At 43.8% G+C, this 17,282-nt stretch carries 17 protein-coding genes; 7 read left to right on the forward strand and 10 right to left on the reverse strand.

Annotation, left to right across the window (positions count from 1 at the left end; genetic code table 11):
• Nucleotides 1-223: 223 nt before the first annotated feature.
• The gene (locus NI389_RS08370) at nucleotides 224-532 is read right to left on the reverse strand and encodes a TraR/DksA family transcriptional regulator (protein WP_308362429.1); all 309 of its coding nucleotides are present in this window, start codon (nucleotides 530-532) and stop codon (nucleotides 224-226) included.
• A 393-nt stretch (nucleotides 533-925) separates the two neighbouring features.
• Between NI389_RS08370 and NI389_RS08375 the strand changes: the two genes are divergently transcribed.
• Nucleotides 926-1,342: a globin family protein gene (locus NI389_RS08375; protein ID WP_308362430.1), complete on the forward strand. Its 417-nt coding sequence runs from the start codon at nucleotides 926-928 to the stop codon at nucleotides 1,340-1,342.
• 126 nt (nucleotides 1,343-1,468) lie between these two features.
• On the opposite strand, the gene NI389_RS08380 is transcribed toward NI389_RS08375, so the two are convergent.
• The gene (locus tag NI389_RS08380) at nucleotides 1,469-1,789 is read right to left on the reverse strand and encodes a 2Fe-2S iron-sulfur cluster-binding protein (RefSeq protein ID WP_208844353.1); all 321 of its coding nucleotides are present in this window, start codon (nucleotides 1,787-1,789) and stop codon (nucleotides 1,469-1,471) included.
• A 165-nt stretch (nucleotides 1,790-1,954) separates the two neighbouring features.
• Between NI389_RS08380 and NI389_RS08385 the strand changes: the two genes are divergently transcribed.
• Complete coding sequence (locus tag NI389_RS08385) at nucleotides 1,955-3,193, forward strand: NAD(P)/FAD-dependent oxidoreductase (protein WP_308362431.1); 1,239 nt, start codon at nucleotides 1,955-1,957, stop codon at nucleotides 3,191-3,193.
• 49 nt (nucleotides 3,194-3,242) lie between these two features.
• Nucleotides 3,243-4,055, forward strand: a complete 813-nt coding sequence (gene murI / locus NI389_RS08390) for a glutamate racemase (RefSeq protein WP_308362433.1) — start codon at nucleotides 3,243-3,245, stop codon at nucleotides 4,053-4,055.
• Here the strand turns inward: murI and NI389_RS08395 are convergent.
• Nucleotides 4,047-4,943: a LysR family transcriptional regulator gene (locus NI389_RS08395; RefSeq protein WP_308362434.1), complete on the reverse strand. Its 897-nt coding sequence runs from the start codon at nucleotides 4,941-4,943 to the stop codon at nucleotides 4,047-4,049. The two genes, murI and NI389_RS08395, sit on opposite strands and share 9 nt — an antisense overlap.
• 259 nt (nucleotides 4,944-5,202) lie before the next feature.
• On the opposite strand from NI389_RS08395, the gene NI389_RS08400 reads away from it, so the two are divergent.
• The 4 genes from NI389_RS08400 (at nucleotide 5,203) to NI389_RS08415 (ending at nucleotide 8,479) form a co-directional block, all read left to right on the forward strand.
• The gene (locus NI389_RS08400; RefSeq protein WP_308362436.1) at nucleotides 5,203-5,802 is read left to right on the forward strand and encodes a glutathione S-transferase family protein; all 600 of its coding nucleotides are present in this window, start codon (nucleotides 5,203-5,205) and stop codon (nucleotides 5,800-5,802) included.
• Nucleotides 5,803-5,867: 65 nt separating this feature from the next.
• Nucleotides 5,868-6,506, forward strand: a complete 639-nt coding sequence (locus tag NI389_RS08405) for a DsbA family oxidoreductase (protein ID WP_308362438.1) — start codon at nucleotides 5,868-5,870, stop codon at nucleotides 6,504-6,506.
• Nucleotides 6,507-6,540: 34 nt separating this feature from the next.
• Entirely contained in the window at nucleotides 6,541-7,275 is a 735-nt protein-coding gene (locus tag NI389_RS08410; protein WP_308362440.1) for a LuxR C-terminal-related transcriptional regulator, read from the forward strand.
• A 55-nt stretch (nucleotides 7,276-7,330) separates the two neighbouring features.
• The gene (locus NI389_RS08415; protein WP_308362442.1) at nucleotides 7,331-8,479 is read left to right on the forward strand and encodes a hypothetical protein; all 1,149 of its coding nucleotides are present in this window, start codon (nucleotides 7,331-7,333) and stop codon (nucleotides 8,477-8,479) included.
• Nucleotides 8,480-8,584: 105 nt separating this feature from the next.
• Here NI389_RS08415 and NI389_RS08420 read toward each other — a convergent pair whose 3' ends face one another.
• The 7 genes from NI389_RS08420 to NI389_RS08450 form a co-directional block, all read right to left on the reverse strand.
• A complete protein-coding gene (locus NI389_RS08420) occupies nucleotides 8,585-8,770 on the reverse strand; it encodes a hypothetical protein (RefSeq protein ID WP_308362444.1) in 186 nt (61 codons plus the stop codon).
• Between the two features lie 255 nt (nucleotides 8,771-9,025).
• Complete coding sequence (locus tag NI389_RS08425) at nucleotides 9,026-9,796, reverse strand: TSUP family transporter (RefSeq protein WP_308362446.1); 771 nt, start codon at nucleotides 9,794-9,796, stop codon at nucleotides 9,026-9,028.
• 12 nt (nucleotides 9,797-9,808) lie between these two features.
• Nucleotides 9,809-11,062, reverse strand: coding sequence for a benzoate/H(+) symporter BenE family transporter (locus NI389_RS08430; RefSeq protein ID WP_308362448.1), 1,254 nt, complete (start codon nucleotides 11,060-11,062; stop codon nucleotides 9,809-9,811).
• 173 nt (nucleotides 11,063-11,235) lie between these two features.
• Nucleotides 11,236-11,433 carry a tautomerase family protein gene (locus NI389_RS08435; RefSeq protein ID WP_208844362.1) on the reverse strand — a complete coding sequence of 66 codons (198 nt, stop codon included), beginning with the start codon at nucleotides 11,431-11,433 and terminating at the stop codon, nucleotides 11,236-11,238.
• 46 nt (nucleotides 11,434-11,479) lie between these two features.
• Nucleotides 11,480-11,857: a rhodanese-like domain-containing protein gene (locus NI389_RS08440; RefSeq protein ID WP_308362450.1), complete on the reverse strand. Its 378-nt coding sequence runs from the start codon at nucleotides 11,855-11,857 to the stop codon at nucleotides 11,480-11,482.
• Between the two features lie 11 nt (nucleotides 11,858-11,868).
• Entirely contained in the window at nucleotides 11,869-12,849 is a 981-nt protein-coding gene (locus NI389_RS08445; protein ID WP_308362452.1) for a phytanoyl-CoA dioxygenase family protein, read from the reverse strand.
• Nucleotides 12,850-12,897: 48 nt separating this feature from the next.
• Entirely contained in the window at nucleotides 12,898-17,277 is a 4,380-nt protein-coding gene (locus NI389_RS08450; protein ID WP_308362454.1) for an AMP-binding protein, read from the reverse strand.
• Nucleotides 17,278-17,282 lie beyond the last annotated feature (5 nt).

A 17,282-nucleotide genomic window follows, 5' to 3' on the forward strand; every position in this document is an offset into this window, starting at 1 on the left:
AACGACTAATTGCCAAGGGCCTTATCAAACTCATCATTTAATGAAATCAGTACGTAATACCGGCCTAATGTGTATTAGTGTGATTACGTCAAAATTGCTTGGTACTTATACCGTCAGTATCCCTTGGTAATCACACTTATTCACCGAATGATCCGGCTGAACAAATGATGCACTCGCACACCGAATAACGATGACACAACATTTCTAATCCGAAAGAGAGCAATTAGACCGCGCAACGTTGGCAATGCACCGTATACGGCACGGCGCTTAGTCGTTCTTTCGCAATATCTTCGCCACACGCACTGCAATGCCCATATTGACCTGCGGCTTCTCGCGCCAGTGCAAAGGCCACCAAGCCCAACTCATCACTGAGGTGTTTCTCCAGTTCTTGCAAAACTTCGTCATTTTCACGTTGTTGAGCCTGTTCTTGGCTGTCCGCAGTATTTAAGCACTTTAAATCCGTTCGAACTTTTTCCAAACGGGTTTGTAATTGCAATTGTAGCGACAGTAAATGTTGGCGAGCTTCAGTCATTGGCTTCTCCTTTGTTATTTTAACTCTAGTTCAAATCGCCTTTTTGACTCAGGATCTAAGTCACCACAACATGATCTATCGCAACTTCTGTCCACAAACCATGTAAAAACGGCGGTCAAAGCATGTCATGGTTGTGTTTGAAACAGACAAAAAAAAGGCCAGAAAAACTGGCCAAGCAGTAACATCAAAATAATGGGAGAATGTGAAAAGTAAAACGAATTTCAAAACGCTAAATGCTCTACTCGTAAGATAAGACGGCGAAAGCGTCGATTTAGTTGCATCCTGAAGTGTAAAAAAGTGTGTCAGTTGTAACGCTACATCTTTAAAGTAAATTTGGAAATAATTGAAATCTCTACTTATAGTTAATGGAATATCGCAATACAGGAAAGGACAATGGCCATCACTCCACGCCAAAAACTGCTTGTGCAAGAAAGCTTCAAGTTGGTTGAACCCATTGCTGAGCAAGCTGCTGGGCTTTTTTATCAAACGTTGTTTACGTACGATCCAAGTTTGAAACCGCTCTTCAAATCCGATTTAAAAAGCCAAGGTAAAAAACTAATGATGACACTCAAAGTCGCAGTGAAAGGGCTAGATGATTTAGATGCGTTAGTCCCTGTATTGCAGCAACTTGCCGCTCGTCATGTGGACTATGGTGTCAAAGCATCTCATTTCACGCCAGTAGGCAATGCGCTACTTTATACTTTAAAACAAGGGCTTGGTGAAAAGTGGAATCCTGAACTTCGACAAGCTTGGGTCGATACATTTCGGGTCGTAGCAACAGTAATGAAAGCCCATGCCTTTCCACATTAGTACACCGTAGGGTAATTCAAGACGAATATCGGCGTTCAATACTCGTCTACCACATCGAATACCCAAACTAGGAGACTAAAATCATTACGTCGACGCGATAGCGTTTTATGTTACCGCTGCTGACGCTTAATCTTCAAATGGCGCGATAGTCAGTTCCAAACCGTCCAATGCGTCGGTCATTTGAATTTGGCAAGACAAACGAGAATTTGTTTGCTGCGTTGAAAGTCCGGATAACAATTCCAACTCTTCTTCGTGTTTGTCAGACAATTTATCTAACCAACCTTCTTTCACATAAACATGACAGGTTGCGCAAGAACGAATGCCTCCGCATACCCCTTCGATTTCCTCAAAGTCATTCTCGTTTAACACTTCCATTAAAATTTCGCCAACAGCAATTGGCACTTCGCTACGTTGACCCTCGGTGTCGGTGACGATGATATTTGGCATGCATTCTCCTTAACTAATTCGTGTTTCTTAAATCTCAATATCGACGTCCATACTACGGACGAGCCTAATCACTGTATAGATGTAAAATGTTTCAGGTTAATTTTTAATAAATAAAAATATAACATTTGAGAAACATTTAAAGTCGCGCTTGAAATTAGGACACATATGAACTCTGAAACTTGCCTCATCATCGGTGCCGGTCAGGCCGCATCGCAACTTGCATTTAGCTTAAGAAAAGAAGGCTGGCTTGGCTCGATCACGTTGCTTGGCGCAGAGGCCGAAGCGCCATATCAAAAACCCGTTCTATCAAAAGAATTCTTATTTAGCGAAAAAACAGCAGATGATATCGCGATAAAAAGTACTGGGGCGTATGAAAAAAAGGCCATTCACGTACATCGACACGCTACAGTCACCAAAATAGACAGAGCGACCAAACAGGTCACGTTATCAGATGGACAGCAGCTACATTACGACAAGCTCGCAATATGTACCGGAGCAACACCTAGGCATCTCACAATTGCAGGATACAACAAAGCAAACATCTTCTACCTAAACAGTTTTATTGATGCTCAGTCTTTACGTTCCACGATTGCAGTGCAGCAGCCAAAAAAAGCGGTGATCGTCGGCGGTGGTTTTATTGGTCTTGAGATTGCCAGCAGTCTTCGCAAACTCGGTATAGATGTCACCTTGATTGAAACTGAAAGCCGTATTCTTGCGCGCGTTTCTGCACCTGAAATTTCTGCCTATTTCACCTCTTTGCATCAACAAGCGGGTGTAAACATTGTACTGAATACAAAAGTCACGGCATTTAAAGGCGGTGATACCGTCTCGGGTGTGGAGTGCGACAACGGTACGCACTTTGATGCCGACCTTGTCCTCGTTGGGATTGGCGTAACGCCAAATAGCATGCTTGCTGAAGACGCAAAACTTGATGTAAATAATGGCATTGTAGTCGATGCCAGAGGCTTAACAAGCGATCCGGATATTGTCGCTGCGGGCGATTGTACCGTTCAGTATCACCCGCAAAGTGGTCGCCATCTTCGCATCGAATCGATTCAAAATGCGGTTTTTCAAGCAAAGAAAGCGGCAGCAACACTTTGCCAAAAAACGATACCAAATGAAGAAACGCCTTGGTTTTGGTCAGATCAATATCAAACAAAACTGCAGATTGCGGGTCTGAGTTTGCAATATACTCACACAATAAAACGAGGCACCAACGATAAATTTTCACTGTGGTATTTTGATGGTGAAAAACTGCAAGCTGTTGATTGTATCAACAACCCAAAAGACTTCTTATTTGCGAAAAAAGCGCTTACCAAGCACCTTCCTCTTGATCAGAACAAGTTGAAAGCGCAAGATACGCCTCTTGAAGAGGCATGCCTAACTGAATTAGAACCCCTGTAACTGGGCGGCATCTCTCTAATCAATTAAGGTATATTTGAAGGTAGGTGCAATGAGTAATTCGGTTTTGGTATTTGATTCAGGTTCAGGTGGACTCACGGTCGCAGCCGAAATCAGAAAGAAAATGCCAAACGTACAGCTGAGTTACGTCTCTGACGGTGGTTTTTTTCCTTATGGAAAAAAACCACATGATTTACTCAAACAACGCATTTTAAATGTCGTTTCGGCCGCAAGTGAACTAACCCAACCGGACATCATCGTCATTGCCTGTAATACCGCAAGTACGATTGCGCTTGATTTACTCCGAGCTAAACTCAATGTGCCGATTGTTGGAGTTGTACCGGCGATTAAGCCTGCTGCGGCGCTGACAAAAACAGGCGTAGTGATGGTACTTGGTACACATACCACGGTTAACTCTGCCTATGTAAAACAGCTCATCGCCGACTTTGCGACTGGCTGTAGAGTACTGATTGAAGACTCAGAAGCACTGGTCCTTGCCTCAGAACAAAAGCTCATATCAGATCCCTTTGATGCACAAAATGTAACCCAGGAAATGCAACGAATTTTTGCGCAAGATGCGGCATGTGAAACCGATGTATTAGTGCTTGCCTGTACGCACTTTCCGTTATTGAATGACGAGATCAAACATGCCATCCCAAGTCATGTAAATGTCATTGATTCAGGATTGGCAATTGCCAACCGAGTAAACACATTGCTAAAAATGGAATGTAAACTCGACGAGAAGGCTAAAACCCGAGAGGTGACGTTTTACACTACCGGCGAACTGAACTCGAGTGAGGTCAAACAGCGCAATATTGAATTGCTGCTTGACTGCTCACTGACTCAAAGACATTTATCAATTTGATGATTTTAGGTCGTTTTTCTTCTTAAACCACTGCTCAAAAAAGTCTAAAAAGTGCCGCAACGAAGTGGGCACGTGGTGCCGAGCTGGGTACATCGCATAGAGCGTTAATTTCGCTGTATTATGCTCTGATAAGATGGAAACAATTTCCCCATCGTCAATCGCTTTTTGACAGACAAAATCGGGGAAGAAGCCAATTCCATGACCCGCCCTGACCAAATCTAACATGAATATTGTGCTATTGGCTTTTAACGATCCATTGACTGCAACCCCCTGTCCAACGGGCCAGACATTCTTTTTTCTAAAGTAGCGATAGACAAAACAGTTATGCCGTTCTAAATCTTCAGGCAATAGTATCGGCGCGTGCGCAGACAAATACTCAGGTGAAGCAACCACGTGATAGTTGAATTGCGTTAATTTTTTACCCACATAGTTTGAATCGAATGTCGCACTCGCGGCACGAAATCCGACATCAAATCCCTGTTCGATGAGATCAATTGATTCATCACTTAAAAAAACTTCGAGCTCAATATGCGGATACAAACGCATAAACTCGGTGAAAATGGGTGACAGTTCTGTCAAACCCAATGCCATCGGGAGGCTAATTTTTAGTTTTCCGGCTGGACGTTTTTGAATTAATTGAATGTCAGAATGGGCTTCTTCCACTTCGCGCAAAATGCTTTTACAACGCTTCAAGTAAATCATGCCAAGTGACGTGAGCTGCAAATGGCGTGTCGATCGGTGTAACAAACGCGCCCCAACATATTCTTCTAACTTACTTATTTCTTTGCTTATTTTAGATTTAGACAAGTTTGCTTCTTCCGCCACAGCGGTAAAACTGCCTAACTCTGATAGACGGATAAAAATCTCCATCGCCCCTAATCTATCCATTGAACCACCTACCTAAATGAACAAATGAAGGCGTATCGTACACTAACGCCCCTTAAAAAAAACAACATTTAAATTACATTTTTACAATCATCCATAAACAGGATTGTTTCCTGTACGTAAACGGTATGTTTGAAAAGCGACTGTTTATCGTCAATGCCGAACTGATTAACCTTGTCACAACGTTGAGCATTAGGAGCTGAACGTTTGTGCTTAGGAGCTAGAAGGCCCTCTAAGCGATATCAATTTAAAAGGATCTATCATGTATACACTTTATTATATGACGGGCGCTTGTTCTCTAGCGACTCAAGTAGTACTTCGCGAGCTAGGCGTTGAATTCAAGCTAATCAACAAAGACTCTGTAGAAGATTTCAAAGCTATCAACCCAGTTGGCGCGGTACCAGTACTTTTAGACAACGGCAAAAAGTACACTGAAGGCGCTGCAATTTTGCTACATCTTTTAGATAAGCACGCAAACAACCTATTCCCGGCGTCTGGTGATGCACGTGAAGAAGCAATTCAAAACCTACTTTTTGCTAATGCAACAATGCATCCTGCGTACAGCAAGCTATTCTTCATCGGTCAATCAATGACTGACACGGAAGTGAAACAAGCTGCTCTAGAAAGTGCTGCACAGTCAATCAACCAACTATGGAAAGTGGTTGAAGCTAAATTAGCAAACCAACCTTTCCTTGGCGGTAACCACTACTCTGCTGCAGATATTCTTTTAACCGTTTATCACTCATGGGGTCAGTACTTCCCAGTGGATATCGTTATTGGTGACAAAACTGCGAAGCTTATCGACACAGTTAGCAATCTACCTAGCTTCAAAGCTTCTCAAGAAGCTGAACAGCAAAACTAGCGTTAACTCGAAGACGGGTGCATTCGCACCTGTCCTCATTATTCACTGAATATAGGCCCAATTTTATGAAAAATTTAAAAATTGAGTATGTTCACGACATCGATTGCTCATGGTGTCCGATCAACTACGCAAATTTAAAAACCGCAATTAAAGCGCTTAACGATGAAGTGAGCGTTGAGATTGAATTTCTTCCTTATGAAGTAAAACCAAACTTCAAAGTGGAAGGTGAAAAAATCAGTACGCATCTCATGAAGCTAAATGGCTGGAATGAGCAACAGCATGCGGAATACAGAGAAAGTCTATTAAGAACCGCGGCTCAAGCTGGCGTCAAAATCGACTTTTCAAAACGCACGCATTACTACAATACCTCGCTTGGTCACCGCTTGGTGCATTTTGCAAGCCTGTCGAACAAACAAGCTGCAATGAATGAGCTATTGATTGAAGGGTACTTTGAAAAAGGCCTTAACCCAACAAAAGTAGAACAATTGTTGGCGCTAGCAGAGCGTCTAGATCTAGATCTAAGTGAAGCTAAACAAGCGCTTACTGCGCAGTTTCAAGAACCTGCTTTAGTTGAAAAGTACCAACGTGCAAGACAAATCACGACACGGGGTGTTCCGGCACTTCGTATTAACGGCAAACAAGTGGTTATCGGTACTCGACCACCTGAATATTTCATCGATTTACTTCGAAATATTGAGACCTAAGTGCTGAAATAAGCATATAAGGAAATTCGTCACCATGGATATTAAAAAGTTCTCTAGTTTAGCAAAAAGAACAACATCTATCAGCTGTTTCGAAAGCATTCATTTATTATGTGAAGAGTTTGCTAAATTAGCAAACATGAAGCAATTTATATTCACCATCGTTGAGAATAACTCATTATACTCATCAAAACTTAGAAATTTTTCAAACCTTTCTGATGAAGTAAAAAATGATATTAAATCGAGTAGCGAAGGTGAAAGTGCATTTATTAATTGCCAATTAGATAATTACACTCCACAACATTGGAATGCAACAAGTTCTAAGGGTGATTCTGATGTAAAAATGGTTGCAACGTTCTTCAGTAAATATGGTTTCTCTTGTGGGGTTAATATCCCAATAAAAGCAAAAAGTGGTGACTTAGCCTTTTTTAACTTGGTATGTGAAACACCTCTGGACGCCAATGAGTTGGATTCAATTCTCGTGTTTGCACATACCTTTTCCTCTTATTTGTTCGCAAGTTATGTGCGAATAAAAGAAGAATGCGGCGCAGTAAGTAAACTCTCACCACGTGAAAACGACTGTTTATTTTGGGCATGCGAAGGAAAAACGGCATGGGAAATCTCCAAAATCATTGGTCTTTCACAACGCACTGTGACCTTTCATTTGATGAATATCATCTCAAAATTGCAAGCAAATAACAGACAGCACGCTGTCGCTCTCGCGATCATGAAAGGGATCGTGAAACCAACTTTTAGAAACGTACAAGTCTAGAAGACACAACACAACACAACACAACACAACACAACACAACACATAAGGAAATATAATGAGAAGTTTAGTGGGAAGACTCCTATTAATAAATTTGATGTTATTTTCTCAGCTTTCGGCCGCAGAAAACATCGATAGGCCCAAGCACCGCCCTTGGAACGCAGAAAAACCTTGGTTGATCCCTCAAGATACAACCACAGCGATGAATAACCCTGATTACTACGCATGGCAGCTTTTTGTCGCATTGAACTGGCCGGCAGACACGTCGCGCTGTAAAGCCGACACCTATGCGCAACTTGGCGAAGCGGGATTAACCGTCTGGGAAAGCTGGCAATCACGCGAAGAAACATTTTTAGACGGTGCTGCTGAACCGCAAACGTGGCGACAAGGCTGTAAACAAGGCGGCTTTACCTCTTTGCCTACTGGCGATTACAGTGTCTTTGCTGACGAAACTATTCGCCTCAATAAAGCCGCTTATGATTACATCCGAGACCACAAACTATACAGCCTTGACGAACAAGAACGTCTCGCTCGCGCTGGTGTCGAAAACGTTAATTTCCCGCTCGGGTCAATGACGGTAAAGGGCAACTGGGTGCGTATTACGGAAGCCGATAAACCAAATTACCACTGGCAAGAAATTGAACGTGATGGTCATGTTGACCTTTATGGTTTATCCGGACTTCACATCGTTTCAAAAGACAGTCCAACGTGGTTTTGGGCAACCTTTGAGCACGTAGACAACGAACGCCGCTGGGCGCAAACATACCCTACCGCCTTTGTCGGTTGGTTAACACAATCTGTTGACCATGCAGCTTGTCCATCCGATAACTTGGCATGCAACGAGATCCCTAGTGGCTTTGGACTTGAAGATACGCGCTGGGCAAACTACCGATTACGTGGCACACAAGTCGATTGGTCGACAAATCGAGGGGTTCCAACTGTACTGGCCAACTCACAACTTGAAGCGTTTATGGACTTGGAAACCAGTTCTTGTATTACTTGCCATGCGTTGGCAGTAAAGGGTGAAGAAGGCGCTCCAAAACCGATTGGCTTTTTACTAGAGGAAGTCAATATTCACGGCAAAAAGCTAGGCTACGTTGGTCCACCAAATCCACAACTCTTTTTTGATGGTAATGGCGAGGCTATTCCTTACCTAGGATTGGATTACGTTTGGGCGCTGCGTAAAGCGAAGCGTGAGCAACCGTAATTAGCGCTCAATAGAAGGTTGTTGGTTCGTTGTAAAAACGTGTGGTACCAACCCCTTAAATGCTCGCTCAGTTTAATTGTACAGACATTCGATTTCCGCAGCCGCTCACTGCAAATTGCACGCTTCATCACCACACCCGTTTAATTCAAAACCACCATACACTTTCCGCCTCAACCTCTGACCCCATATTTCAAAAGACTCAGGGATAAACATCGAGTCCACTGAAGACAGAAATAAACGCAACACCTTAATCAGTTCAACGGTGATCTCAACAAGAACGACTATTGGCATACCCTTTAACCGTTAAGCTTTAATAGTGGCTTTAGCCGTTCTCACGTACAACATGCGGTTTCGGAACACGCGAGAATAAAAGGCAAGTAACCCAATATTTGTAGGAGAATAATGATGTATCGATTCGAGTCTGGCGAGTGTGATCGTGCTCATGAATAGAGCTCACTGAGCCCCGAGACCTGCACGCAAACAAAAACGGCTGGTTACTTCAACGTACCCAGCCGTGCGATGTGAAAATAGTGAACGTGAATTAGGCTAGAAGTTAAACACCAATTTCCCAACGTTAGCAGAGAGCATGGCAATAAGCACAAAACTCAGTATTTTCTTCACAAATCCTGCGCCTTTAGCAACTGCCGCGTGTCCGCCAATCCAACCACCGATAGAGTTGGCGATTAACATAGGGATGGCTATCGGCCACACTACTTTGCCCGCAAACACAAACACGAGTGTCGCAGCAACATTGGTGGTCAAGTTAATCGGTTTGGCAATGGCGGTAGACACCAACAAGTCGTAACGCAGGCTTTTGTTGGTCGCCAACACCATAAAAGAGCCCGTACCTGGTCCTGCTAATCCGTCGTACACGCCAATACCCGTTAAGAGTGACACAAACTTAGGCTTACTCTGCGGCTGGTTTTCAACGTGGTGATCCGTTTTTACTAGTCGCGTAAACACGAGCGCAATCACGATGCTGGTCAGAATCAAGCCTTCTAAAAACCAATCAGGAGCTAAAATGGCTAACTTGCTACCTAAAATCGATCCCAAGAAACAAGGTATGATAGCCAATGCGACATAACGCCATTTGATTAACTTGTTGAGCGAATATTTAAGTACTACAAAGCTGGTGCCTACCATCGAAACCACTTTGTTCGTCGCTAGTGATGAAATAGGACTCACACCACATAACAGTAATGCTGGCACTTGCAATACTCCGCCGCCGCCAGCGATGGCATCGATATAGCCAGCGCACAGCGCGACAAAGACAAGTGTGACTACCACCCAAATTTCATATCCAAAGAATAAATCCATTTGAGTTATTACCTATTTCGAGACTTCGAATTGAGCCGCTTTACTCTTTTTTGCCCATTTTGAGCTAAAGAACGTCACAAAACGAGGGTGATTCACGAGCATCGCAAACACGCCTGCAATTATACCCCAAAATGCAGAGCCTATTCCCATAAACGAAATACCTGAGGCCGTCACTAAGAAGGTGATCATCGCCGCCTGACGATTTGACTCATCCTGTACGGCTGAATTCAACGCATTACCTATTGTGCCAAGTAGAGCGATGCCGGCAATTGCAAGGATGAGAGCTTCAGGAAAAATCGTAAACGCTTGGACTACTGCCGCGCCAAAAATCCCCGTTAAAATATAGAAAAAACCCGCTGCAATAGCCGCGACATAACGCTTGCTTGGATCTGGATGCGCTTCTTTGCCGACACAAATTGCTGAAGTAATCGTTGCGAGGTTGATGGCGTAAGCACCGAACACGGACAGCACAGTTGTACTCACACCGGTCCATGCGATAAGCGGAGAAACGGGCGTATCTTTGTAATCAGAGGCACGCAATACGGAAAGACCTGGTAGATTTTGCGATGCCATCGTTACGATGAACAGCGGGATCGTAATACCGATAAAAGCCTGCATACTAAACTCAGGCATAATGAATTCAGGTTTCGTTATCACAAAATCAAGGCTTTGAGCCTGAATGATTCCTTGGTTGTAGGCAATTAAACAGCCCACTAATAAAGCTAAGATCACCGAGTAGCGTGCCGAAAACTTCTGACATACGATAAACACTAACAACATCGCCAGTACCAGCACTAAGTTTGATTGCATCGCCGAGAATGCATTAATACCGAAGTCCAGCAATACGCCCGACAACATCGCAGCAGCAAGCGAGAGTGGGATTTTCTTCATCACGCGCTCAAACAGCCCGCTAAATCCAGCGATACTGATCAACACACCAGTCAGCACAAAGGCACCTATTGCTTCGTTCAGGCTAGCACCAGATGCGCCCGTCACCAGCATCGCCGCACCGGATGTCGACCAAGCAGTGGTAATGGGGGTTTTATAACGGATGGAGAGGGCAATACCTGAAATTCCCATCCCTAGGCCTAATGCCAAAATCCACGAACTGATTTGCTGTGGGTTAGCGCCAAGTGCCTGAGCGGCTTGAAAAACAATAACAACTGAACTGGTGAAACCCACCAATACCGTCACGAATCCAGCATTAATTGCTGAAAGAGACATATCCTTCGCTATCTCTTTAACTACTTTAAATAAATTAGCCATAATATTTTGTCACTATCCTTTTCACAATATCAACAGCACAATAACATGTTTTATAGTGCCAGATAATATTTATGCAAATAATAATTAGCAATAAATAATAGGCACTCATATTAATATAACTTAATAAAGAGCACCTATACTCGACGCTAATAAATATATTTACTAAATATGGCTTAAACAGGCTTCTGAACTTGTTTACCTCCAGAACCCCAGTTATCTAATGCCACCTCGTCAATCACAACGGTGGTTAGGCTTTCTGGTTTTCCGAGTACATCTTTTAGTACTTTTGCAACGCCTTCAATTAGCTCTGCTTTTTGCTCTCTAGTGATACCTGTTGGCGTTGGTGTCACTTTAATATTTACGTACGGCATTATATTTATCCTTTGTCTTACTCGCTGCCTCATTGACAGCCTATGGTTAAGAAGCAGCTCGTGCTGGTGACGGTTCTAACACCGTTGGGTAACCGTGTTCACTCCACCAGCTCAATCCACCAATGAGCTCTTTCACATTCAACCCTAATTTCGCCATTTTGAGTGCGCCATTGGTTGCCGCGTTACAGCCCAAGCCGTCACAATACGTGACGTATAAGGTGTTTTGATTAAAGTCAGCGAGGTTTTCCGCCGTGATGTTTTTGTGCGGATAACTCACCGCGCCATCAATGTGTTTTTTGTTGAAAGACGGAGTTTGTCTCACATCAAGTACCACAACGTCTTGACCCGCTTTCATCGCTTCGTGTAAATCCCACGCATCCATTTCATACGCTAATTTACTTTCATAAAATTTGATTTGATCCACGATGTTAATCCTTACGCGACTTCTTCAAGTTTGCTTGGCTTCACATTATCGTAAAAATTCGCGTCTGCGCGGATGAAACGGCGCTCGCGATCTGCATCAAAATAGGCACTTTCAACAATCAGTTCGTTGTCTTCTTTACAAATTTCTAAGTGGAACTTTGTTGGACCTTCGTAACCATAGTAATTACGTGGAATTTCAATCATTTCTGCACGCTCTTTGTCATAACGAGAATCTGCTGAAATAAAACGTAATGAGAACGCATCACGTGCTTCAAGTGGACCTGCTTCTAAAGGTGCACTGCGGTGTAAAACGTACTTGTCGAATAGAATGACATCACCAAGCTCAAAATCATCTTCGATTGAGAAGTATTCAAGCAAACGAGCAATACCACCTGAGTTTAATGGGTCGTCACGAAGTGCTACGTAGTCTTCAAATTCAATACCACCTGACTTGATGTGTTCATCCATACATCTGAATACAGCTGGGTCAATGAAGTCATACATGAATTCACCCGAGATGATGTCACGCGGCACGTAGCACATACCACCACGTTGCTTCTTACTATCGATTGCATGTAATGGTGCCCAAAGCGTCGTACCGTTGTCTTCTGCACGGTTAAAACCAAAGCTTTGTGATTCGATGTGCCATGTAAAGCCTTTGTTTACTTTACCTGGTTCACTGCGTTTTAAGCTAAAACCCACGCCTTGCGTGTAGAACAAGTCTTCTTGGCACAGTGACAACATCACGTTTTGGAACATTTCTTCTTCAAGTAATTCAAAAATCGTTTCGTCACCGTTACAAAGATCATAACGCAACTTATCAAACCCTTTTTGGTAGTGGTCTGTTGGCGTTTCAAACTCATCGTTTACACGTGCTTTCAAAAACTCAATCATCTCTAGCGAGAAGAATTGCTTTAATACAACGAATCCTTGACGTTGGTATTTCTCGACATGATCCGCTGTTAGTTGGAAATCTGGGTTTAACTTTCTCATTTTACTAGTCCTTTTCTTTGTCAGAATTAAATAAACATTGCTACATTTTTACGCTGAAGCTTTCAGCAAAACTGATGGATAATCCGGATTTTTGAAAATCCGTTTTCTCGTAAATTGGCCCAAGTGCAGTAGATCTGGGTCTGATTTCGAAATCGCCTTTTGTTCAATCAAATGGCAGATGAATTTTTCAATCCAAGCCTCTGTTGGCTCCTCGAAACGACAGCCCAGTTTCTCCAACTTTCTGAGCGTGACGCTGTGGTCGTAAATCACGTTACGTGGGCTTCTCGAACTCCATAATTTGCCAAGTGCAAAATCGGAATCCACCGTACTGTCGAGCCACCCAAACACTTCACCGAAGGTTTTGTTTGTCGAGTGGTTTAACGTAAAGCCGTTATTTGCTAACGCTTTATAGAGCGCCTTCATAGAGAAGTAGTGAGGTGTATCCACATGGAAAACCCCCGGGGCTTGTTCGTGATCTAGAGACAACTTCACAACGAATGCGGCAACCACATCCACAGGGCTTAAGTTCACTTCTTCATCGATGCTTGTCGGCAACACCCCAACTTTCGCCGTGGCATTCAAGAATTGAATGAGGCGATTCGCTTTGGAATTGCGCTGGAACTTACCTGTAATGGAGTTACCCGATACGTTACCTGTTCGGTAAATATACGCACGGTAGCCCTCAACGATGTGGCTATTCACCAACTCTTCGGCTTGATACTTGGTTTTCTCGTAACCGTTTTGGAAATCTTGACCGATGTTCAGTGAGCTTTCTCTAAACTTCACCATGTCACGATTCACACCACATACGGCCAACGTCGACATGTAGTGCAGGTCTTTGACTTTGCCCACTTTTGAGAAATTGATGATTTGTTTTAGAGGAACAATATTTGACTCATAAAACTCTTGCGTTGAGCCAATTAAGCGTGTGTCTGCAGCTAGGTGGTAAATCGCATCAACGACGTTTTTCAGCCCTTCATACTGTTCGTCACGAAGTCCAAATTGCGTGCGTGTTAAATCGCTGTCTAACACCGCAATCCGACTTGCGTAGGTTTGCCAATCTTCATCACTGAAGTACCAACACCAATTGTCATATAGGCGTTCTGCGGCTGATTTATCCGCTGAAGAACGAACCAAGCAGACAATCTCAGCCGACGTGGTCTCTAACAGTTCTTTTAAACAATGCACGCCGATAAACCCGCTTGCGCCTGTGAGCAGAACCGTACCGTAGTGACGCTGGTGCGTTGACTCCGACGCTGAAATAAAGCCCTCAGGGCAATAATGGATGGCACCCGTGCTGGTTCCTTCCGTTAATACCGGAGCCATTACCGCCGATTGGTCAACCAAAAGACTGTTTAAACGATCGCGATAGCGCTCAAGTAGCGCAACGATTTGTGCTTTTTGGGTTTCATCGCAAACCGACGGATAGGATATATCGACGACGTATTGCCCATGCATTTTTTGAATAGACACTTTGATGTCGTGGAAACGAATATTATCTCGGCCACGACATGGCCCAATGTCCATCGTGCTTGGCGTTAAGGCTAAGCGGTCGTCATGTGGGAAGTCCGTGTCACCCAAGTAATTGAAACAAATTGGGGCGTGGTATAGTGTTTCAACGTCCTCGATGTGTTTTACTTGCCAACTTTTTTCGACACCTAAATTGACTGCACTATCAAACTCTTTTTTGGTGTTCAACAGTGTTTGGTCAATCACGTAAGCATCCACATCCACTTCAAACGGATACGTTGAAGTATGCCACCCAACGACGCGTGAGATATCCACTTCAGGGTCAAACGACACACGACCATGGCTTTCAACATCAATGCATACGCGGTTTGCGTTGTTCAACTTACCGTATTCATGTGCCAATGTACCCAATAAAAGTGTGTGTAGCGGGACGTTCTTAGCGGCAGATGCAGCCTCCAATTCAATCGAATGCTCTTTGGAGTACGCGAACCAGAACGTATGCGCGTTACCTTCCGTGTGCGGCATTTTTGACGCGAATACCGAAGGCTTAGGATCTGTGCTAACCGAGGACGACGTGTCTTTTGCAATTGACGAATCAAGGTGGTCAACCCAATCCCAGAAGCTGCAACGCACCGGGTTCGACACAATGTCGATTCCGTCAATTAAATCACCATAAAGCTGTGACAACTCACTGGTGATGATGCGCCATGAAATCACATCTACACTGATGTGGTGCGCCACGAGCAACAAGTAACTTTCAGCGTCGGTTGTTTCAAAAAGGTGCGCTTTAAACACTTCGCCAGACGCAAGGTTAATTGCCTCTTGTACCGCTGTTGATTGCGTTTTAATGAGTGCGCGATGATCTTCATTCGCAGGCAAGGTAGAGCGACTTAACACACTATCGATTGACGCGTTAAGCGGCTTGGCAAGGTAATGGCCTTCATGACGCACAAATGAGGTTCGGAGCAATTCGTGCTGTTCACACAAAATACCCATCGCCTGCTTCAACACGTCAAAATCAACGCGCTGGTCGATGCGGAACATCAACGCTTGGTTATACAGATCAGGTGATGCAAGCTCTTCTTTAAAGAAGAAATCTTGCGCGGCTGCAAACGTAGTGACTTCCGTACGCTCTACAACTTTACCGGCTTTATCCGCTGATTCGCGGTTTTTCACCACACTTTTGACGATTCCATCGATAGTCGGTGTGTTGTTAAAATCGAATGCTGACAGCGACAGTCCTTTATATTGCAAATTCGCGACTAGTTGCACCGAATCAAGTGAGTTACCACCTAATTCAAAGAAACTGTCATGGATGGTGTAGTCGGTTTTCGCAATGTATTTGTGGAATATCGGCTGCACGCCGAGGTAGACCTCTAACTCGACACCGTCGTAATCTTGGTCAATTGACGGTGCATCTGAGCTAGTCGCTTGATTTGCCAATTCTTCCGTAAGTTTCTCGGTCAAGATAGCTTTAATGGCTTTAACGTCTGTTTTACCATTCTCATTACGCGGGAAGTCTTCCAACACGTAAATACGCTGTGGCACCATATAACCCGGCATAACGTTTTCAAGGCGAGCCTTCATGTCAGCACAGGGTTCACTCGGTGGCGTAATTGCGGCAACTAACCATTTCTTTTGGTTCAATTCAAAATACGCAACCGATGCGCCAAAGATAGGTAAGTTGTCACGCATCGTATTTTCAATGCTTTCCAACTCGACTCGATAGCCATTGATCTTCACTTGGCGGTCTAATCGACCAATAAAGCTGGTAATACCATCCTCATCGATGTCTACATAATCACCCGTTTTGTAGCAACGCACAGCACGGCCATCATTGAGTTCAATGGTAATAAAGCGATTCGCGTTTTCTTCTGGCAAATTGCGGTAGCCTTTTGATACAGAAGGCCCTGCAATCAACAATTCCCCTTTTACCGAGCTTGAGCGGTAATGCCCTTGCTCATCTAAAATGTAAAATGTCGTTTCGCCAAACGGTGCACCAATTGGGATCACGTCACCTGGAATGAGTGCCACGTGTTCAAGGCTTTCTAAACGTAATGCAGCTACTCCAACGGTGGTTTCAGTCGGTCCATAATGGTTAAACACGTTGCTTACTGTGTTTGAACTCAATACCTTTTCAACGACAGTTTTGAGTAATGGTTCGCCACCAAAAACAAGGTATTCTAGGTGTGGGTATGGGTTACCACTCAATTGATGAGCATCTGAAACGGCAGACCAATGAGATGGAGTGATCTTCACAAATTCAATGCGATTCGTAACAAAGTACTCGAATAACTTGATCGGGTCTTTACGTGTGTATTGATCGATAAGGTGCAAGCTACCCGCTTTATAGAGCGACAAGAACAATGAGGTGTTTCCAAGATCCGCCGCTAAGGTGCTTAAGTGACCATAGTTAAGCCCCTCAGGCACCTGTGTTAGTGAGGCAATAGACTGAGTGTAGTGCTCAATATTTCCGTGACTCACTTTAACGCCTTTTGGCTTGCCCGTTGAACCCGAGGTATACAACACATACGCGACGTCTTCTTGCGTTAATGCTGGTAAAGTAATGTCGTCGGAGGTTGCTCGTGTTAGTTCTTCAAAAATAAAACATGGAACAACGTCAGAGAATATCGCCGCTTCTTTCGCATCCGCTAAGACGAAATCAGGTTCAATGTTTTTTGTGTGAATCACGCATTCAATGCGCTTCTCTGTCATTTCTACGATGGTGTAGGCAGCGCCTGATAGCATGACAGCAAACATGCTTATAACGGTGTTGATGCCACGATCTGAATAAATCGCAATAACATCACCACGTGATACGCCTAAACGTACAAGATTTTTGGCCATCATCGTCGCTTGAGCCGCCAATTGAGCGTATGACACGCTTTTTCCTTGAGCGACTACAGCATTATCATGTTCAAATTTTAATGCGTTGTTTAATAAGGCTTGTACTATCATTTTGC

Origin of the sequence: Pseudoalteromonas xiamenensis (genome assembly GCF_030994125.1) — a bacterium.
GTDB classification, from domain to species: Bacteria; Pseudomonadota; Gammaproteobacteria; order Enterobacterales; family Alteromonadaceae; genus Pseudoalteromonas; species Pseudoalteromonas xiamenensis_B.